Annotated in this window: 18 protein-coding genes; 13 read left to right on the top strand and 5 right to left on the bottom strand. The window is 69.3% G+C overall.

Features of this window, described 5'->3' with window-relative positions:
• The first annotated feature begins 189 nt into the window (after positions 1–189).
• The 5 genes from EC839_RS00765 to EC839_RS00745 all read left to right on the top strand — a co-directional run bounded on the left by EC839_RS00765 (position 190) and on the right by EC839_RS00745 (position 5086).
• Positions 190–1134: an iron-siderophore ABC transporter substrate-binding protein gene (locus EC839_RS00765; RefSeq protein ID WP_132831808.1), complete on the top strand. Its 945-nt coding sequence runs from the start codon at positions 190–192 to the stop codon at positions 1132–1134.
• Between the two features lie 59 nt (positions 1135–1193).
• Positions 1194–2171: an iron chelate uptake ABC transporter family permease subunit gene (locus EC839_RS00760; protein ID WP_132832169.1), complete on the top strand. Its 978-nt coding sequence runs from the start codon at positions 1194–1196 to the stop codon at positions 2169–2171.
• Positions 2168–3181: an iron chelate uptake ABC transporter family permease subunit gene (locus EC839_RS00755; RefSeq protein WP_132831807.1), complete on the top strand. Its 1014-nt coding sequence runs from the start codon at positions 2168–2170 to the stop codon at positions 3179–3181. Before EC839_RS00760 ends, EC839_RS00755 begins: the two co-directional genes overlap by 4 nt.
• Positions 3163–3969, top strand: coding sequence for an ABC transporter ATP-binding protein (locus EC839_RS00750; RefSeq protein ID WP_132831806.1), 807 nt, complete (start codon positions 3163–3165; stop codon positions 3967–3969). Before EC839_RS00755 ends, EC839_RS00750 begins: the two co-directional genes overlap by 19 nt.
• A gap of 145 nt (positions 3970–4114) precedes the next feature.
• Entirely contained in the window at positions 4115–5086 is a 972-nt protein-coding gene (locus EC839_RS00745; RefSeq protein WP_132831805.1) for a D-2-hydroxyacid dehydrogenase family protein, read from the top strand.
• Positions 5087–5243: 157 nt separating this feature from the next.
• Here the strand turns inward: EC839_RS00745 and EC839_RS00740 are convergent, their stop codons facing one another.
• The 3 genes from EC839_RS00740 to EC839_RS00730 all read right to left on the bottom strand — a co-directional run bounded on the left by EC839_RS00740 (position 5244) and on the right by EC839_RS00730 (position 8252).
• Positions 5244–6131, bottom strand: coding sequence for an alpha/beta fold hydrolase (locus EC839_RS00740; RefSeq protein ID WP_132831804.1), 888 nt, complete (start codon positions 6129–6131; stop codon positions 5244–5246).
• A 184-nt stretch (positions 6132–6315) separates the two neighbouring features.
• Positions 6316–7086 (bottom strand): sulfite exporter TauE/SafE family protein, encoded by a 771-nt coding sequence (locus EC839_RS00735; RefSeq protein ID WP_132831803.1) that lies wholly within the window; start codon positions 7084–7086, stop codon positions 6316–6318.
• A 101-nt stretch (positions 7087–7187) separates the two neighbouring features.
• A complete protein-coding gene (locus tag EC839_RS00730; RefSeq protein ID WP_132831802.1) occupies positions 7188–8252 on the bottom strand; it encodes an SDR family oxidoreductase in 1065 nt (354 codons plus the stop codon).
• Positions 8253–8419: 167 nt separating this feature from the next.
• Here EC839_RS00730 and EC839_RS00725 point away from each other — a divergent pair, with 167 nt between their 5' ends.
• The 4 genes from EC839_RS00725 (at position 8420) to EC839_RS00710 (ending at position 12705) form a co-directional block, all read left to right on the top strand.
• Positions 8420–9352 carry a LysR family transcriptional regulator gene (locus EC839_RS00725; protein WP_132831801.1) on the top strand — a complete coding sequence of 311 codons (933 nt, stop codon included), beginning with the start codon at positions 8420–8422 and terminating at the stop codon, positions 9350–9352.
• A gap of 248 nt (positions 9353–9600) precedes the next feature.
• Entirely contained in the window at positions 9601–10668 is a 1068-nt protein-coding gene (locus EC839_RS00720; RefSeq protein ID WP_132831800.1) for an NAD(P)-dependent alcohol dehydrogenase, read from the top strand.
• Positions 10669–10786: 118 nt separating this feature from the next.
• Positions 10787–11647 (top strand): neutral zinc metallopeptidase, encoded by an 861-nt coding sequence (locus EC839_RS00715; RefSeq protein WP_132831799.1) that lies wholly within the window; start codon positions 10787–10789, stop codon positions 11645–11647.
• Positions 11648–11667: 20 nt separating this feature from the next.
• On the top strand, positions 11668–12705 hold the full coding sequence (locus tag EC839_RS00710) for an alpha/beta hydrolase (protein WP_132831798.1): 1038 nt from the start codon (positions 11668–11670) through the stop codon (positions 12703–12705).
• Here EC839_RS00710 and EC839_RS00705 read toward each other — a convergent pair.
• Entirely contained in the window at positions 12673–14862 is a 2190-nt protein-coding gene (locus EC839_RS00705; RefSeq protein WP_132831797.1) for an ATP-binding protein, read from the bottom strand. The two genes, EC839_RS00710 and EC839_RS00705, sit on opposite strands and share 33 nt — an antisense overlap.
• Before the next feature lie 92 nt (positions 14863–14954).
• Positions 14955–15542: an HAD family hydrolase gene (locus EC839_RS00700; protein ID WP_132831796.1), complete on the bottom strand. Its 588-nt coding sequence runs from the start codon at positions 15540–15542 to the stop codon at positions 14955–14957.
• A gap of 100 nt (positions 15543–15642) precedes the next feature.
• Here EC839_RS00700 and EC839_RS00695 point away from each other — a divergent pair, with 100 nt between their 5' ends.
• The 4 genes from EC839_RS00695 (at position 15643) to tsaA (ending at position 18136) form a co-directional block, all read left to right on the top strand.
• Entirely contained in the window at positions 15643–16386 is a 744-nt protein-coding gene (locus EC839_RS00695; protein ID WP_132831795.1) for a haloacid dehalogenase type II, read from the top strand.
• 54 nt (positions 16387–16440) lie between these two features.
• Positions 16441–17067, top strand: a complete 627-nt coding sequence (locus tag EC839_RS00690; protein ID WP_132831794.1) for a CatB-related O-acetyltransferase — start codon at positions 16441–16443, stop codon at positions 17065–17067.
• 69 nt (positions 17068–17136) lie between these two features.
• The gene (locus tag EC839_RS00685) at positions 17137–17409 is read left to right on the top strand and encodes a hypothetical protein (RefSeq protein WP_132831793.1); all 273 of its coding nucleotides are present in this window, start codon (positions 17137–17139) and stop codon (positions 17407–17409) included.
• A 31-nt stretch (positions 17410–17440) separates the two neighbouring features.
• Positions 17441–18136 (top strand): tRNA (N6-threonylcarbamoyladenosine(37)-N6)-methyltransferase TrmO, encoded by a 696-nt coding sequence (gene tsaA, locus EC839_RS00680; RefSeq protein ID WP_132831792.1) that lies wholly within the window; start codon positions 17441–17443, stop codon positions 18134–18136.
• The last annotated feature ends 22 nt before the right edge of the window (positions 18137–18158 follow it).

Below are 18158 nucleotides of genomic sequence, written 5' to 3'. Positions count from 1 at the left end.
GGTTGCATCACCTGTAGGAGCGGCCCATGGCCGCGATCCGCTAGCAGCCTGCGCTCACCCCAAAGGGAGAGGGAACGGCCCGGCATCCTTAGCGGATGCCAGCCCTGCGCTGATGCTCTATCCTAGCCGCCCCGCTCGGGGCCTCGGCCCGCCTGGCGGGCCTCTTTCCGTCTTCAGCCAGTCCCCGTCATGCTCGATCGCCGCTCCCTTCTGCACTTCGCCGCTGGTACCGCGCTGCTCGCCGGACTGCCAGGTCGAGTCTATGCACGCGCAGCGGCGGCGGATGGCGAGTTCCCTCGGCAGGTGGAGCATGTGGTGGGCAGTACCCTCGTCCCGCGCCAACCCCAGCGGGTCGCCGTGATCTCCACCGGCCAGTTGGACGCCGCCCTGAGCCTGGGCGTGATCCCGGCGGGCACCACCCGGGTGGACAATCGCGAACTGGCGCCGGGCTATCTGCGCACCGCCCTCGCCAATCGCGCGCCGGAGCTGGAGGCCATGGTCGATCTGGGCAGTCGTCAGGCACCGGATCTGGAAGCCCTGGCGCGCCTGGCGCCGGATCTGATCGTGCTCAATCGCACCGTGCTCAAGGCCGGCGGGCTGGAGCTGTTCTCGCGCATTGCCCCCACGGTGGTGGCGCGCGGCACCGGTGGCAACTGGCGACCGGATTTCCTGTTGCTGGCCGATGCCCTGGGCCGCCGGCAGCAGGCCGAGCGACTGCTGGCGGACTTGGATCGTGACCTGGCCGGCCTGGCACAGCGCTTCGGCGCCCAGCCGCCCTCCGCCTCCCTGCTGTTTTCCAGCGGCGCGCGACTGCGCCTGATGGGCGCGGATTCCTTTGCCGGCGGCCTGCTGCAGGCGATGGGCTTGACCCGTCCGGCGGCGCAGCGCTTCAAGGGCACCTCGCGGGATGTCAGCGCCGAGTTGCTGGACCTGGCCGACGCCGATTGGCTTTTTTATGCCGAGCAGGGCACCGCCCTGGCCAGCCTGGCGCGACAGCCACTGTGGCCTCGACTCACTGCGGTGAGCCAGTCCCGGGCCATCCGCGTGGACACCGACGCCTTCTATCTCAACGCCGGCCCCCTCGCCGCGCGCCAGGTGATCAGCACGGTCGCCGGCGCCCTGGGGGTGACATGACCGCGCCGGCCCGCCCCGCGCCGCTGACGCAACGCGCATCCGCGGCCCGCGGTGGCCTGGTGCTGGTCCTGCTGCTGATCGTCCTGGCGCTGGCGGTGGTGGCGAGTCTGGGCATAGGGGCGCGGTCGCTGTCGGCGGCGCAGATCCTGCACCTGCTCGTCGCCCCCGATGCCTCCACCGACGCCGTGGTGCTCTGGGAGTTGCGCCTGCCGCGCACCCTGCTCGGACTGCTGGTGGGCGCGGCCCTGGGTCTGGCCGGGGCCCTGATGCAGGCGCTGACGCGCAATCCACTGGCCGATCCCGGGTTGCTGGGGATCAATGCCGGGGCGGCCTTCGCCGTGGTGGCCGGGTTGTCGCTGCTGGGGCTGGACGACGCCCCGACGCGCCTGGCCTGTGCCCTGCTGGGAGCGGCCCTGGCCGCCGGCCTGGTCTATCTGCTCGGTGGCAGTGCCCCGGCGCGCGGTCAGCCGATACGCTTGATCCTGGCCGGCATCGCCCTCAGCGCCAGCCTCAACGCCTGCACCGGCATCATCACCCTGTTCGACAGCGCGGTGTTCGACAGCTACCGCTTCTGGGCGGTGGGCGCCCTGAGCGGCCAGACGCCGGGCGGCGCCCTCGGCATCCTGCCGTTGCTGCTGATCGGTCTGGCCCTGGGCCTGCCACTGGGGAGCCGTCTCAATGCCCTGGCCCTGGGCGACGACCTCGGTCGTGCCCTCGGCGCCCGCCCCGGACAACTGCGGCTGCTCGCCTTCGTCGCCATCGTGCTGCTGTGCGGCGCCGCCACCGCAGTGGCCGGGCCCATCGGCTTTCTCGGCCTGGTGGTGCCCCACGCCCTGCGCCTGCTGGTAGGCACCGACTGGCGCTGGATCCTGGCGCTGGCGCCGCTGGCCGGTGCCAATCTGCTGTTGCTGGCCGACACCCTGGGCCGCCGCGTGGCCCTGCCGGGGGAACTGGAGGCGGGCATCGTCTGCGCCCTGCTCGGTACCCCGGTGCTGCTCGCGCTGATCATCCGTTCCGCCCGCCGGGTGCGCCCTTGAGTCGTCATCGCTTCGCTCCCCGCCGCTCGGCGCGCTTCAAGGCCTGCCTGTTGCTGCTCCTGCTGGCGGCCATCGGCATCTGCGCCCTGACCCTCAGCGGTGGCGCCTTCGCCCCGACGCCGCACCGGGTAGCGGCCACCCTGCTCGGTCGGGGCGACGCCCTGGCCAACCTGATCCTGCTGGATCTGCGCCTGCCGCGACTGCTGGCGGCCTTTGGCGTCGGCGCGGCCCTGGGCGCCAGTGGTGCCATCTTTCAGCGCCTGGCGCGCAATCCCCTGGCCAGTCCGGATCTGGTGGGTTTCACCGTCGGCTCGGCCAGTGGCGCCCTGATCACCCTGCTCTGGCTGCAACTCGGTGGCGCGGCGCTGATGCTGGGCGCTCTCAGCGGTGGGCTGCTGGCCGCGGTGCTGGTAGCGGGCCTCGCGGCCCTGGCCGGTATCCGTGGCGAGCGGATGATCCTGCTGGGCATCGCCGTCAGCGCCCTGCTCGCCTCGCTCAACGAATACCTGCTGACCCGCGCCGAGCTGGACGAAGCCCAGGAGGCCCGGCTCTGGCTGTTCGGCAGCCTCGACATGCTGACCTGGAGTCGCACCCTGACCCTGCTCGCCGGCTGCCTGCTGCTGCTGCCGCTGGCCGCTTGGCTGGCGCGGCGGCTGCGCCTGCTGGAGCTGGGCGACGACCTGGCCCGGGCCCTGGGCCTGGCCGTGCTGCCCAGCCAGAATCTGCTGCTGGCGGTCGCCGTGGCCCTGGCCGCCCTGGCCATCGCCACCGCCGGCCCCATCGGCTTCGTCGCCCTGGCAGCGCCCCAACTGGCCCGGCGCCTGACCCGCAGCGCCGATCTCGGCATCCTCGCCCCTGCCCTGCTCGGCGCCTGCCTCACCGCCCTGGCCGACCTGCTGGCCCAGCGACTACTGGCGCCCTTCCAGATCCCGGTCGGCCTGCTGACCGGCGCCCTGGGCGGCCTCTATCTGATCTTTTTGCTAAGCCGCGAATGGCGGCGGACCTCATGAGCCAAGACGCCCCTTCCAGTCGCCTCGCCGCCCACCGTCTGACTGTCGGCTACGGTGGCCAGCCGATCTGCGCCAACCTCGATGTGCGGCTGCCCGATGGCTGCTTCACCGTCATCATCGGCCCCAACGGCTGCGGCAAGTCGACCCTGCTGCGCAGCCTGGCGCGGCTGATCCGTCCCAGCGCCGGCGAGGTGCGCCTGGACGGCCGGCTGATCCAGGACCTGCCGACCCGCGAGGTGGCCCGGCGCATCGGCCTGCTGCCGCAGAGCGCCGTGGCGCCGGACGACATCCTGGTCAGCGACCTGGTGGCGCGCGGGCGCCATCCCCATCGCCAGGCCTTCGCCGGCTGGACGGAGGCCGACGAGCGCGCGGTGCAGCACGCCCTGGAAGCCACCAATACCCTGGAGCTGGCCGAGCGGACGGTGGACAGCCTGTCCGGCGGCCAGCGCCAGCGCGTCTGGATCGCCCTGGCGCTGGCCCAGGAGACCCCGCTGCTGCTGCTCGACGAACCCACCACCTTTCTCGACATCGCCCACCAGGTGGAGCTGATGGAGCTGCTTTGCCGGCTCAACCGCGAAGGCGGCCGCACCCTGGTGGCGGTGCTGCACGACCTCAACCAGGCCTGTCGCTACGCCGACCACATCATCGCCCTGCGCGCCGGCCGCATCCTCGCCGAGGGCCCGCCGGCGGAGATCGTCACCCCCGAGCTGATCGAGGCGCTGTACGGCCTCAAGTGCGCGGTGATCGAGAATCCCCTGGCGGGTACGCCGCTGGTGATTCCCTATTAGAAGCAGGCCCCGGAAAACGCTGCGCGGTTTTCCAGGCTACAGCTAGGGTGGACGACGGCGCAGCCTCGTCCACCGTTGCGCCCCATCTTGTCGGACGACCCCGCAGGTGCTCCACTGGCGATCCAGAACAACAACGGAGCCCGCCATGCATATCGTCATCCCGGACGACTACCAGCACGTCGTCGAAACCCTGGATTGCTATCCCCTGCTCCAGCGCGCCGGGCATCAGGTGACGCTCTATCACGACGCCGAACGCGATCCCAGGGTGCTGGTGGAGCGCTTCCGTGACGCCGATGCCCTGGTGCTGACCCGCGAGCGCACCCGTATCGACGCCGAGCTGCTGGCGCACCTGCCGCGGCTCAAGCTGATCAGCCAGACCGGCAAGGCCACCGCCCACCTCGGCGTGGCGGCCTGCACCCGCCAGGGCGTGGCGGTGTGCGAAGGCAGTGGCTCGCCGATCTCCACCGCCGAGTTGACCTGGACGCTGATCCTCATGGCCCGCCGCAAGCTCAAGCCGGCCATCGACGCCCTCTATGCCGGGCGCTGGCAGGTCAATCTGGGCGAACGGCTGGATGGGCAGATCCTCGGCATCTGGGGCTACGGCAAGATCGGCCAGCGCCTGGCGCGCTACGGCCAGGCCTTCGGCATGCCGGTGCTGGTCTGGGGCAGCGAGGCCTCGCGCGCCCGCGCCGAGGCCGACGGCCATCGCGCGGCGACCAGCCAGGAGGCCTTTTTCGCCGAGGCCGATGTCATCAGCCTGCATCTGAGATATAGCGAGCGCAGCCGCGGCTGCGTGCGCGCCGAGGACCTGGCGCGGATGAAGAAGAGCGCCCTGCTGGTCAACACCGCCCGCGCCGGCCTGATCGAGCCCGGCGCCCTGCTCACATCGCTGGAGCTGGGCCATCCCGGCCAGGCGGCGCTGGATGTCTTCGAGCAGGAACCGGTGGCGCCGGACGATCCCCTGCTCGCCCACCCCCAGGTGCTTTGCACCCCGCACCTGGGCGACGTGGAAAAGCACAGCTACGAACTCTATTTCGGCGAGGCCTTCGCCAACCTGGTGGGCTTCTTCGCCGGCGAACCGACCGGCCTGGCCAATCCGGAGGTGTTGGGACGGTAGGCTTTGGTGCGCGTGGATCGCATGGATCGCGTGGATAAGGCTGCGCCGTTATCCACCCTACGCAGCCTCTGTAGGGTGGAAAACCGCGCAGCGTTTTCCACCGCCTTGGCGTTGCCGCCCCTGTTGGGCTTCGACGATGAAGCTGTCTCAACCCAACCTACGGCAGCCGCTCCCTTACCGCGGCGGCGAAGGCGGCGGGGGCTTCCTGAGGCAGGTTGTGCCCGCACTGGGGCAGCACCTGGTAGCGGAAGGGTCCGCGGAAGTGCTGCGCCACCTTGGCTTCACCCTGCACCGCGGTGACTCCGTCGTCGGCACCGGCCAATACCGTGGTGGGCACGCTGATGGGTGGCTGCGCGGCGAGCCAGCGCTCGGTCTCGGCATAGGCCGGATCGTCCGGTGCCAGGCCGTAGCGATGGCGATAGGAGTGGATCACGGTGTCGACGAAGTCAGGATTGTCGAAGGCCGCGGCGGTAAGCGCGTAGGTGGCGTCGCTGAAGCGCCAGGTGGGTGACCACAGCGACCAGAGCAGTCGACAGAAGTCGCGGCGATGTTCCGCCAGCCCGGCGCGCCCCCGTTCGCCGTGGAAGTAGTACTGGTACCAATAGCGCAGCTCCGCCGCCGGCGCGGCCGGCTGGGTGGCAGCGGTGGCGATGTCCTGGATCGGATAGCCGTCGCCCAGCACCAGCCCGCTCACCCGCTCCGGCCAGAGCGCGGCGACGATGCCCGCCGCGCGACCACCCCAGTCGTAACCTGCCAGGGTAGCGCGCTCCAGGCCAAGGGCATCGAGCAGCGCCAGGACGTCATGGGCCAGGGCGGCCTGCTGGCCGGAGCGTGGGGTGTCGGCGCTCAGGTAGCGGGTCGCGCCGTAACCCCGCAGAAAGGGCACATGGACGCGACAGCCATCGGCGGCCAGTTCGTCGGCCACCTCGGCGTAGGCGTGGATGTCGTAGGGAAAGCCATGCAACAAGAGGACCGGCGTGCCGCCGTCCGGTCCCTGGACCTGGTAGGCCACGTCCAGGACGCCGGCCTGGATGGAGGTGAGCATGGAGGATTCTCCGCCAAGGGTATTGTAGAGCGGAGAGGTGGGTGGGCCTGGGAGTTCCCAAGTTGGCCACTTCGCGTGGAAAACGCTACGCGGTTTTCCACCCTACCAGGCCGCGATCAACGAAACGTCAAGGTCCCGGAAGAGCGGTCGCTACGGCGCACCGGCATCGCCGCGATGCCCTTTACTACCCCGCCAGATACCGCCCGATCAGCGTCACGCCCGACACCAGCACCAGCCAGGTCACCAGGCGGGTGAAGCGTTCGCGCGACAGGCGGCGTTGCAGGTGGCGGCCGATCCAGCCGCCGAGCAGCATGGCGGGCAGCAGGCAGACCGCGAGGAGCAGCAGGCTGCCGTCGCTGTAGGCGCCGGCGATCAGCAGCAGCACGATGCGGATGGAGGCGCTGCAGCCGATGAGAAAGCTCTGGGTGCCACGGATGGCGTTCTTGTCTTCCAGACGGCCGTTGAGATAAAGGGCATAGAGAAAACCGCCGCTGCCGAACAGGGCACCGCACAGGCCCCCTACCCCACCCGCCGGGATCGACCAGGCCGGCGCCAGTTGGCGAAAGCCCTTGGGGATGAGCAGGCTGTAGGTGGAATAGGCGACCACGAACAGCCCCAGCCAGAGCATCAGCAACCGGGCATCGGTGCGCATCAGCAGATAGGTGCCCAGGGCCGCGCCGAGCAGCAGCATCGGCAGCAGCCGCCTGAGTTCGCGCCCGGCGATGGCGCGGCGATCCGGCAGCCAGTTGTGGAAGGAGGCGAGGAAATCCAGCATCACCAGCAAGGGCACGATGCGCGATAGCGGCATCCAGCTGGTGAGCAAGGGACCGGCGACCAGGGCGCTGCCGAAACCGGCGACGCCAAAGATCAGATAGGCCAGGACCACGATGGCTTCGATGAACAGCCAGTCGAGTGGGCTGAAGGCGGGAATCAGGGCAGCGAGGGTTTCGAGCATGGGGCGCATCCTGCGACGGGAAGATGCATTCTGCGCCCCACAGGCAGCCGGTGGAAACCGCCAGCCGCCCGCATTCACGGGGACCGGCGGTCCAGAGCGGCTCAGGGAATCAGGCGCTGGGCCCGCAGCCGGGTGAAGAGGTCGAGAAAGCTCGCCCGGGTGTCGCGATAGCCGAAGAAGCCCAGGTCGCGGCTCTTGGTCATGTCGTTGAGACACTCGATCTCGCGGCCCAGGTCGGCGTCGCTGTGCCACCAGGAGGCCAGCTTGTCGACGTCGGCTTCCACCAGGTCGTGCTCCTCGGCGAGCTTGCGCCACTGCGCCGGCGCCACGTCCTTCAGCCGCGCTTCCAGCGGCATGGGCTGCTCGGGATAGGGCGCCGCTTCCAGCTCGAAGAAGGCGGCGATCTCGCCCCACAGCCAGCGCCAGCGGAAGACGTCGCCGTTGACCGTGTTGAAGGCCTGGTTGCGCGCGGCCGGGGACAGGGCGGCCCATTCCAGCTGCTCTGCGAGCAGGCCGGCATCGGTGACATCGGTGATGCCGTCCCACTGGGTACGGGAACCGGGGAAGACGAAGGGCTGGCCGGTGGCCTTGCACAGGGAGGCATAGACCGCCAGGGTCAGGCCCATGTTCATGGCGTTGGTGCCCTTGGCCTGGCCGATCATGCTGTGGGAGCGGTGCACGCTCCAGCCGAAGCCATGCCGCTCGGCGGCGGCGAAGAGGATGTCTTCCAGGGTGTAGTAGAAGTTGGCGCCGGCCTGGCGCGGTTCGCTTTCACGGAAGGGCGTCTCGGCCTTGCCGCTGCCGTATTCCTCGAAGGAACCCAGGTAGTGCTTGGTACCGGTGACCAGCGCCAGGTGCTCGAGCGGTGCGCCGTTCAGGGCCTGGCAGAGGTTGTCCATCATGGCGCCATTGGCCTCGACGTTTTCCTTCTCGGTGGCACGACGGGTCCAGGTGCAGAAGAACACATGGCTGATCGGCAGGCCGGCCAGCGCCTGGCGGGTGGACTCGGCGTCGAGCAGGTCGGCGGCGACCGGAATGACGCCTTCCTGCGCCACCGGCTTGCGCGCCAGACCGTAGACGGTCCAGCCCGAGGCGACCAGGGTGTTGGCCAGGTTGTAGCCGGAAATGCCGGTCACGCCGACGATGAGAGCGGTGCCCTTGCGCATGAAACCTCCAGATAGGGGGGTGAGAGACGGCCTGCGGCGGTCGCAGGCGCTGTAGATAAGGGAGTGCCCTGTCTCAGCGTTGATTCCAGCCTATTGGAGAATTAACGGCGTATCCTGGGTATAAATTCCTTTTTAACCGGAACCAGATTCCGCAATCGGAGCCAGCCTTGTATTCCTCCGAACGCCTCAAGGGCCTCGACGTCTTCGTCACCGTGGCCGACCTCGGCAGCTTCACGGCGGCTGGCGAGCGCCTCAATCTCACCGGTTCGGCCATCGGCAAGAGCGTGGCACGCCTGGAAAGCCGACTGGGCGTGCGACTGTTCCAGCGCACCACTCGCCGCCTGACCCTGACCGAGGCCGGCGCCAGTTTCTACCGCACCTGCACCGGGGTGCTGGCCGAGCTGGAGCAGGCCGAACTGGGCCTGACCGCCCAGGACGGCGAGCCCCATGGCCGGGTGCGCATCGACCTGCCCGCCTCCTATGGTCGCCTGCATGTGCTGCCGCTGATCCTGGAGCTGCTGCATCGCTATCCGCTGCTGCAACCGGATCTGTCGCTGTCGGATCGCTTCGTCGATCCGGTTCACGAGGGCATCGACATCCTGGTGCGCATCGGCGGCTCCGATGCCTGGCCGGCCAGCCTGGGGCATCGCTTCCTCGGCACCCAGCGCCAGGTCTTTTGCGCCGCCCCGGCCTATCTCGCCCAGCACGGCCGCCCCCGGAGCCCAGCCGACCTGGTCGATCACCAGTGCGTCGGCTTTCGCCAGGCCGATGGCCTGATCAGCCCTTGGCAGTTGCGCGGCGAACAGCCGGGCGACAGCGAACGCTGGATCTTCCAGCCACGGCTGGTGGTGGGTGATGGCGAAGGTGAGGTCCTGGCCGCCCTGGCCGGGCATGGCATCGCCCAGTTGCCGACCTGGCTGATCGCCACGCACCTGGCCAGCGGCGCCCTGGTGGACGTGCTGCCGGAACACGGCGTCGAGGGCTCGCCGATCAACCTGGTGTGGCCGCGCAGTCGCGAGAGCCTGCCGCGGGTCCGGCTGCTGCTGGAGCACCTGGCCAGTCGCCTGCTGCCCACGGTGGCGCCGAAGCTTTCGCGCTAGCCACGACCGCTCGACCAGTGGCCCCGGCTGCCGCGTCGGGGCGGGAACATCCGCTCCGGCATCCCGGTCGTAAACCCTCGTACGCCCGCTCGCCCATGAGTTCCATCGATGGGCGGCATGACGATTATCGAGACGATCGATTGGCGCCGTCGGCTCTGGCTCAGCAGGATCGATGGTTTGTCACCGGGCCCGGCCAACCTGGCCGCCCTGCTCCACCACTCAGTTCCACCACCTAGATGAGGTATCTCATGAGCCAAGCCCAAGGCTACGCTGCCCAGTCCGCCGACCAGCCCCTGGCGCCCTTCTCCTTCGAGCGGCGCGAACCCGGCGCCCACGACGTGCAGATTGACATCCTCTTCTGCGGCGTCTGCCATTCCGATCTGCACACTGCCCGCAACGAGTGGAACAACACCCTGTATCCGTCCGTGCCCGGTCACGAGATCGTCGGCAAGGTGACCGCGGTCGGTGCCCACGTGAAGAACTTCAAGGTCGGCGATACCGTCGGCGTCGGCTGCATGGTCGACAGCTGCCAGCACTGCGCCCCCTGTGACGCCGGCGAAGAGTCCTACTGCGAGAACGGCTTCACCGGCACCTACAACGGCAACCTCTACGGTGGCAGCGAGAACACCCAGGGCGGCTACTCCGACCACATCGTGGTCAACGAAAAGTTCGTGCTCAAGGTTAGCCACACCGAGAACCTGGCCGCCGTGGCGCCGCTGCTGTGCGCCGGCATCACCACCTATTCGCCGCTGGCCCACTGGAAGGTCGGTCCGGGCAAGAAGGTCGGCATCGTCGGCCTGGGTGGCCTCGGCCACATGGGTGTCAAGATCGCCCATGCCATGGGTGCCCACGTGGTGCTCTTCACCACCAGCGCCAACAAGAAGGAAGACGCCCTGCGCCTGGGCGCCGACGAGGTGGTGGTGTCGAAGAACGAAGACGAGATGGCCGCCCACGCGAACAGCTTCGACTTCATCCTCAACACCGTGGCCGCACCGCACAACCTGGACGCCTTCCTCACTCTGCTGAAGTGGGACGGCACCATGACCCTGGTCGGCGTACCCGCCGAGCCGCATCCGGCGCCCAGCGTGTTCAACCTGGTGATGAAGCGCCGCCAGCTGGCCGGTTCGCTCATCGGTGGCATCCGCGAGACCCAGGAGATGCTGGACTTCTGCGCCAAGCACGGCATCGTCTCGGACATCGAGCAGATCGCCATCCAGGACATCAACGAAGCCTATGAGCGCATGCTCAAGAGCGATGTGAAGTACCGCTTCGTGATCGACATGCAGAGCCTCAAGCAGGGCCAGACCGCGGCCTGATCTCGCGCTCCGCTCCGCCGACAACGCCCGCGCCCGTCGCGGGCGTTGTCATTTCCGGTAACGCATTTTTGGCGTGGCCCGCGGTCCTAGCGATAGCTAAGATCATGAGGCGAGCGCCATGCAATGGGACAAGGGACAACGTAGCGACAACGTGCAACAGGCCAGCGGTGGACGCGGCATGAAGATCGGCGGCGGCCTCGGCCTGGGTGGCGTCGCCCTGGTGGTGGTATTCGGCCTGCTCAGCGGCCAGAGCCCCACGCAGATCCTCGGCAACCTGATCAGCCTCAGCGGCCAGAGCGCGCCGAGCCAGCAGGAGACCACCGCGCCAGCCGACAATCGCCAGGTGGACTTCGTCCGCGTGGTACTGGGCGAGACCGAAAACACCTGGACGCGCATCTTCCAGGCCCATGGCGAGCAGTATCAGCCGCCCAAGCTGGTGCTATTCAACGGCCAGGTGCAGTCCGGTTGCGGCGGCGCCACCGCGGCCAGCGGCCCCTTCTACTGCCCGGCGGACAGCAAGGTCTACCTGGACCTCACCTTCTTCCAGGAACTGCAGCAGCGCTTCGGCGCCGATGGCGACTTCGCCCGCGCCTATGTGATCGCCCACGAGGTCGGCCACCATGTGCAGAACCTCACCGGCACCACCAGCAAGATGGAAGCGGCGCGTCGCCGTGGCATTCCCACCGAGGGTGCGACCGGGCTGTCGGTGCGCCTGGAACTGCAGGCCGACTGCTATGCCGGGGTCTGGGCCAACGACGCCCAGAAGCGGCTGAACTGGCTGGAGCCGGGTGACCTGGAGAAGGCGCTGAACGCCGCCAATGCCATTGGTGACGACCGCCTGCAACGCCAGTCCCAGGGTCGCGTGGTACCTGACTCCTTTACCCACGGCAGCTCCGCGCAACGGGTCAAGTGGTTCCGTACCGGCTTCGACAGTGGCAAGGTGGAGAGCTGCGACACCTTCGCCGCCAAGGCGCTCTGACCTCTACCGGGAGCTCCCCGATGCGTCGCCTGCTCGCGCTGTGCCTGGCCCTGGCCTGGGGCTCCGCCCTGGCGGCGCCCCATGAAGGGGTCGCCCGTATCGTCAGCGACCGGCTGCCGATCGGCCAGGCGCAGGCCGCGCTGCAGCTATCCACCGACTGGGACCAGCCCCATCCGGAGATCCGCCGCGCCCTGGTGATCGTGCACGGTCGCCTGCGCAATGCCGCGACCTATTTCCGCTCTGGCCAGACGGCCACGGCAGCGGCCGGCGCCGCGGCGGACACCCTGGTGATCGCCCCGCAATTCCTCGACGAAACGGACGTCCAGCGCCATCGGCTGCCGGACGACCTGCTGCGCTGGCAGGGCAATGCCTGGATGGGCGGCGAGCCAGCCCTGGGTCCGCAACCGCTGAGCAGCTTCGCGGTGTTCGACGCCCTGCTCGCGCGCCTGGCGGAGCGCCGGTTGCTGCCCAATCTGCAGGAGATCGTCATCGCAGGGCATTCCGGCGGTGGCCAGGTGGTGCAGCGCTACGCCGTGCTCGGCCAGGGCGAGCAGGCCCTCGCCGCCAAGGGCATCCGCCTGAGATACGTCGTGGCCAACCCCTCGTCCTATGCCTATTTCGATGCCCGCCGTCCGGATGCCCAAGGCCAGCCCGTGCCCTTCGCCGAGGCGGCCAGCTGCCCGGATTTCGACACCTGGAAATACGGCATGCAGGGCCTGCCGGCCTATGCCGCCGGACGCCCGGCCGCGAGTCTGGAACAGCACTATGCGAGGCTCGACCTCACCTATCTGCTGGGCGCCGAGGACGTTGACCCCCACCATCTGGCGCTGGACCAGGGCTGCGCCGCCGAGGCCCAGGGGCCCTATCGCCTGGCCCGTGGGCTGAACTACTACCGCTATCTCAAGGGCCGCCATCCGGGGCTGCGCCAGGCGCTGATCGAGGTGCCCGGCGTGGGCCACAACGGCGACGCCATCTTTACCTCGCCTGCAGGCCGCCAGGCGCTGTTCGGCGCCGGCGACCAGGCTTCAGCGCGCCAGGGCGGCGGGCGCGTCCAGTAACTCCTGCACCTGGGCGACGAAGGCCTCCAGGGTGAAGGGCTTGCCGAGCACCGCCATGCGCTCGCCGACCAGGGGGATGGGCGGCTCGTTGCCTGCCGCATAGCCGGTAATGAAGAGGATCGGCAGGTGCGGCCTGAGGGTACGGGCCGCGCCGGCCAGCAAGCGGCCGTTCAGCCCCGGCAGGCCGACATCGGTGACCAGCAGGTCGAAGCCCTCGCCTTCTCGCAGGGCCGCCAAGGCCGATTCGGCATCCGCGGCGTCGCGATAATCCCAGCCCAGATCGACGAACACCTGCACCAGCAAATCGCGGATGACCGCATCGTCTTCCACCAGCAGCACCCGGACGCCGGGCAGGACGCGGGCGGTCGCCGCGCTGGCGACGGGCTGGGGTGCCTGGGCAGCCTTGGCCGGATGACGCGGCAGCAGCAGACTCACCCGACAGCCCTGCCCCGGGGCGCTGGTCACGCTCACCTGGCCGCGCGACTGGCGGACGAAGCCATAGATCATGGACAGTCCCAACCCCGAGCCCTGGCCCACCGGCTTGGTGGTGAAGAAGGGTTCGAAGACCCGCTCCAGCACCTCCGGCGTCATGCCCACGCCGTCGTCGCCCACCTCGATCAGCAGGTAGTCGCCCGCCGGCAGGGCCGGATCGGCGTCGGACTGCGCCCAGTTGCGCGCATGGATGGTCAGGGTGCCGCCCGCCGGCATGGCATCGCGGCTGTTGATGGCCAGATTCAGCAGGGCGTTTTCCAGCTGGTGCGGATCGGCGTCGACCGGCCAGAGTCCGGCATCCAGTTCGAGCTGGCAGCGGATCTGCGGCCCCAGGCTGTGCAGCAGCAATTCCTGGAAATCGCCGATCAGCCGGGCGACGTCGACCGCCTGGGGATTGAGCGTCTGGCGGCGGGAAAAGGCCAGCAGCCGATGGGTGAGACTGGCGCCCCGGCCCACCGACTGGGTGGCGGTGTCGAGCAGACTGCCGACCCCGGCCAGGACCTCCGGCGCCAGGCGGCGGCGCAAGAGATCCAGGCTGGCCTGGATACCGGCCAGCAGATTGTTGAAATCGTGGGCGATGCCGCCGGTGAGCTGGCCCACGGCTTCCATCTTCTGCGCCTGGCGCAGCAGCTCCTCGGCCTGGGCGCGACTGTGCATTTCCTCGCGCAGCTGGCGATTGCTCTCCTCCAGTTCGGCGGTCCGCGCCCGGACCTGGACCTCCAGGGTGGCGCGCTCGCGGCGCAGGGCCTCTTCGGCCTCGCGGCGGTCATCGATGTCTTCGCTGGTGCCGTACCAGCGGATCACCGCGCCCGCGTCATCGCGCCGCGGATAGGCACGGGTGCGCAGCCAGCAATGGCTGCCATCCGCCACCCGTACCCGGTGTTCCTGGTCGTAGGCCCGACCGGCGCTGCGCGCGGCGTCCCAGGCCTGCCGGGTCGCCTGGCGGTCGTCCGGATGCAGCAACCTCCAGAAGGTGTCGCCTTGCAGCGCCGGCTGGCCGGTCAGCTGCCGCCAGCGCGGCGAAAAGACCATCCGCCCGCCGTCGGGATCGCAGGTCCAGGTGTACTGGGGATTGAGCTCCACCAGATGCCGATAGTGGTCTTCGCTTTCGCGCAGCTGCAGATCCGCCTGGTGGCGCTCGATGGCCAGGGCGGCGGTCTCGGTGACCAGGCGGAAGGCGTCGCGCTCGGCGGCCAGGGGCCGCCGCGGCTCCAGGTAATAATTGGCGAAGGTGCCCAGCAGCCGGCCATCCAGGGCCAGCAACGGCATCGACCAGCAGGCCCGCAGGCCATAGCGCAGCGCCAGGTCACGGGCGCCGGCCCACAGCGGATCGCAGGCGATGTCCTCGACATAGACGGCTTCGCGCCGGTAGGCGGCGGTGCCACAGGAACCCGCCAGCGGGCCGATCTCCAGCCGACCGAGATCGCGGCTGTAGGCTTCCGGCAGACTGGGCGCGATGCCGTCCTGCAGATAGCGGCCATCCTCGCTGAGCAACAGGATGCAGGCATGCAGGCGAACCTGGGCCAGGGCCTCCACCCGCTGCATCAGCGCGTGCAGCACGCTGGCCAGGGGCAGCCCGGTGGCAAGGCTTTCCAGCGTCTGCCGCTCGTACTGGCGCAGATCGCTAGAGGATGGCTGATCGCTCGAAGGCGTGTGGAGGCTCATACGGCTGGCCTGACATGGATCCGAAGCCGGCATCTTAGCCAGCGGCCAGGTAAACAACAGACTATTTACGCCTAACGGACAGATTTCCAGCGTCAGAGCGCCGCCAGGATCTCCGCGCAGGTCTCGAATCGCTGGTCACGGGCGGCGGGCCAGGGATCGCCCGGCTGATTGACCTGCAGCGTGCGGCAGCCCACGGCTCGCCCGCACTCCAGGTCGTAGCGGTGATCGCCGATCATCACCAGGCTGTCAGGCGCCACCTGCCAGAGCTCGGCCAGCCGCAGCAGGCCACCCGGATCGGGCTTGGGCGCCGCCTCGTCGCGCCCCAGCACGGCAGCGGGCGCGAAGCAGTCTTCCAGGCCGATGGCCGCCAGGGTCAGCAGCGCCAGATCGCGAGCGTTGCGGGTGAGGATGCCCAGCTGGCGACCGTCCTCGTGCAGGCGCCGGATGAGGGCGACCGCGCCCGGTGCCGGGCGGGCGGCGACGGCCAGTTCGCGCTCGTGCTCGAACAGCCAGGCGTGCTTGGCCTCGCGCTCGGTGGCCGGCAGCTCGGCCAGGTGGTGGAGGATGTCGGCCTGTTCGGGGATGCCCAGGTGCCGGCGAATGGCGGCGAAGTCGTGTACCGCCAGGGTCAGGGTGCCGTCCAGGTCGAACACCCAGTGGCTGAGGTGACGCAGTGTCATGCAGGGATCCTTTGGCGAGAGGTGACCTTCGGGCACTCCGGGGGAACCCCCGTCACCCGTGCTCCGTCTGGTGGAGACAACCTTCTGCAGGAGTCTACCCATGACGACGACCGTCCGGGCGCTACTTTTCGATGTCTTCGGCACCGTGGTGGACTGGCGCGGCAGCCTGGTCGAGGGCTTGCAAGGGCTGTCGGCCAAGCATGGCGTCCAGGGCGACTGGGAGCGGCTGGCCGATGCCTGGCGCGCCGAAGCCTACGAGGCCATCCTGCCGCAGATCGAGGCCCGCACCCTGCCCTGGCTGCCCCTCGACGAGGTCCATCGGCTGGCGCTGGACGAATTGCTGCCCCGTTACGGCCTGGTCGGCCTGACCACCGCCGAGGTGGCCTGGATCAATAGACTCTGGCATCAGCTGACGCCCTGGCCCGACGCCGTGCCGGGTCTCACGCGGCTGCGCCAGGGCTATCCGGTCTGCGCCCTGTCCAATGGCAACGTCAGCCTGCTGCTGGACATGGCCCGCCATGCCGGCCTGCCCTGGGACATGCTCTTCGGCGCCGATCTCTTCCAGCGCTACAAGCCGGCCGCGGAGGTCTACCTGGGTGCCTGCGCCCTGCTCGACCTGGAACCGGAACAGGTGATGCTCTGCGCCGCCCACAATGGCGACCTGCAGGCGGCCAGGGAGTTGGGCCTGGCCACCGCCTTCATCCAGCGCCCGCGGGAAAAGGGACCGGCGGGTGGCGAGGTATCCAGCGGCGGCTGGGATCTGGAAGCGAGCGACCTGCAGGATCTCGCCGACCAGCTCGGCCTGCCGGCGATGGAGGACGAGCGGGCCGAGCCCGGCGATTGAGCGCGGCCCGGGCCCTTCGGTATCCTGCCGGATACTTTTCGCCAGGGCACCGCCATGGGTTTTCTCGACAAGCTGCGCAAGAAACGTGAACGCCAGGCCCTGGCCGCCCTGCCCCGCCTGCACCAGCGCACGGCGCGCCTGCGCCGCGAGCTGCCCGAATACGAGATCGGCGCCGGCACCTATGGCGCGCCCAGGGTGTTCGATCTCAAGGAAGGCGCCACCCTGCGTCTGGGGCGCTACACCTCCATCGCGGAAGGGGTGCGCATCCTGCTCGGCGGCCTGCACCGGCTGGACTGGGTGACCACCTATCCCTTTCCCGCCTTCGTCGACGACCTGGCCCACATCACCGACTACGGTGGCACCCGTGGCGACGTGGTGATCGGCAGCGACTGCTGGATCTGCACCGATGCGCTGATCCTCTCCGGCGTCACCATCGGCCATGGCGCCGTAGTGGCCGCCGGCGCCGTGGTCACCCGCGACGTGCCGCCCTATGCGGTGGTGGGTGGCAATCCGGCGCGCTTCATCAAGGGGCGCTTTCCGGAGGCCACCTGCCAGGCGCTGCTCGATATCGCCTGGTGGGAATGGCCCGAGGCGGAGATCCTCGCCGCGGGCGAACACCTGTGCAACGCCGATATCGACGGCTTCATTGCCTACGCCCGGGCGCGCCATCCGGCGCCCTGAATACGGCGCCCGGAACTCGGGAGGTCTCCCAAGGCTCACCTTCATTAGTAAATCTTTTGAAGGTTTTCCATGGAAGCACTCGATCTGCTGCAATGGCCGGCCATGGCCATCACCCTGCTCGCTGCCTGGCTGGTGGCCTCCCAGCGCCAGGGCCGACGCAACCTCGGCTTCTGGGTGTTCCTGCTGAGCAATGCCCTGTGGATCGCCTGGGGCCTGCAGGCCGAGGCCTATGCGCTGATCGTGCTGCAGCTGGGCCTGGCGGCGATGAATCTGCGCGGGGTGCGCCGCAACGCCAGCGCGGTGCCGACCGCGGCGGTCGCGGAGGCTTCGAGCAGGGCATAATGACCGACCCTGCGTCACACGGCCCTGCCCCATGCAGTACAGCGTCACCCCCATCGGCCACGTCCGCTCCTGCTTCAAGGAGAAATTCGCCATTCCCCGGCAGCCCGCCCTGGCCCCGGCCGCCCGTGGGGTGCTGGAACTGCTGCCGCCCTTCGACCGCGCCGAAGCGGTCGCCGGCCTGGAAGGCGTCAGCCATGTCTGGCTGCTGTTTCTCTTCCACCAGGCGCTGGAGAGCCAGCCGCGCCTGCGGGTGCGGCCGCCGCGCCTGGGCGGCAATCGCTACCTGGGAGTGTTCGCCACCCGCGCCACCCACCGACCCAACGGCATCGGCCAGTCGGTGGTGCGCCTCGACGGTCTCGAACCGGGACGGCTGCTGCTCTCGGGCATCGACCTGCTCGACGGCACCCCGGTGCTGGACATCAAGCCCTATGTGCCCTACGCCGACAGCCCGCCGGGCGCCCACAACGCCATCGCCGAGGCGCCGCCGCCGGCCCTGGCGGTAGGCTGGGCGGACGCGGCGCGTGTCCAGGCCGAGGCCCATGGCCAGCGCCTGGGCGAGCCCCTGGCCGAGCTGATCGAGCAGTGCCTGGCCCAGGATCCGCGCCCGGCCTATCAGGCACCCACGCCCGAGCGACGCTATGGCGTGCGCCTCTGGGACGTGGAGGTGCACTGGCACTATCCGACCGCGGAGCAAATCCGGGTACTGGACGTGACCGCGGCGTCCTGACGCCGCCTCGTTTGCATTCCGG

Source organism: Pseudomonas sp. JUb52, assembly GCF_004341115.1.
GTDB classification, from domain to species: domain Bacteria; phylum Pseudomonadota; class Gammaproteobacteria; order Pseudomonadales; family Pseudomonadaceae; genus Chryseomonas; species Chryseomonas oryzihabitans.
This window is presented reverse-complemented; position numbering and strand designations above follow the sequence as displayed.

Coding starts and splice junctions, on each gene's coding strand:
- EC839_RS00765 (WP_132831808.1), top strand. CDS start 190: ATGCTCGATCGCCGCTCCCTTCTGCACTTCGCCGCTGGTACCGCGCTG.
- EC839_RS00750 (WP_132831806.1), top strand. CDS start 3,163: ATGGCGGCGGACCTCATGAGCCAAGACGCCCCTTCCAGTCGCCTCGCC.
- EC839_RS00745 (WP_132831805.1), top strand. CDS start 4,115: ATGCATATCGTCATCCCGGACGACTACCAGCACGTCGTCGAAACCCTG.
- EC839_RS00740 (WP_132831804.1), bottom strand. CDS start 6,131: ATGCTCACCTCCATCCAGGCCGGCGTCCTGGACGTGGCCTACCAGGTC.
- EC839_RS00735 (WP_132831803.1), bottom strand. CDS start 7,086: ATGCTCGAAACCCTCGCTGCCCTGATTCCCGCCTTCAGCCCACTCGAC.
- EC839_RS00730 (WP_132831802.1), bottom strand. CDS start 8,252: ATGCGCAAGGGCACCGCTCTCATCGTCGGCGTGACCGGCATTTCCGGC.
- EC839_RS00720 (WP_132831800.1), top strand. CDS start 9,601: ATGAGCCAAGCCCAAGGCTACGCTGCCCAGTCCGCCGACCAGCCCCTG.
- EC839_RS00715 (WP_132831799.1), top strand. CDS start 10,787: ATGCAATGGGACAAGGGACAACGTAGCGACAACGTGCAACAGGCCAGC.
- EC839_RS00710 (WP_132831798.1), top strand. CDS start 11,668: ATGCGTCGCCTGCTCGCGCTGTGCCTGGCCCTGGCCTGGGGCTCCGCC.
- EC839_RS00705 (WP_132831797.1), bottom strand. CDS start 14,862: ATGAGCCTCCACACGCCTTCGAGCGATCAGCCATCCTCTAGCGATCTG.
- EC839_RS00700 (WP_132831796.1), bottom strand. CDS start 15,542: ATGACACTGCGTCACCTCAGCCACTGGGTGTTCGACCTGGACGGCACC.
- EC839_RS00695 (WP_132831795.1), top strand. CDS start 15,643: ATGACGACGACCGTCCGGGCGCTACTTTTCGATGTCTTCGGCACCGTG.
- EC839_RS00690 (WP_132831794.1), top strand. CDS start 16,441: ATGGGTTTTCTCGACAAGCTGCGCAAGAAACGTGAACGCCAGGCCCTG.
- EC839_RS00685 (WP_132831793.1), top strand. CDS start 17,137: ATGGAAGCACTCGATCTGCTGCAATGGCCGGCCATGGCCATCACCCTG.
- tsaA (WP_132831792.1), top strand. CDS start 17,441: ATGCAGTACAGCGTCACCCCCATCGGCCACGTCCGCTCCTGCTTCAAG.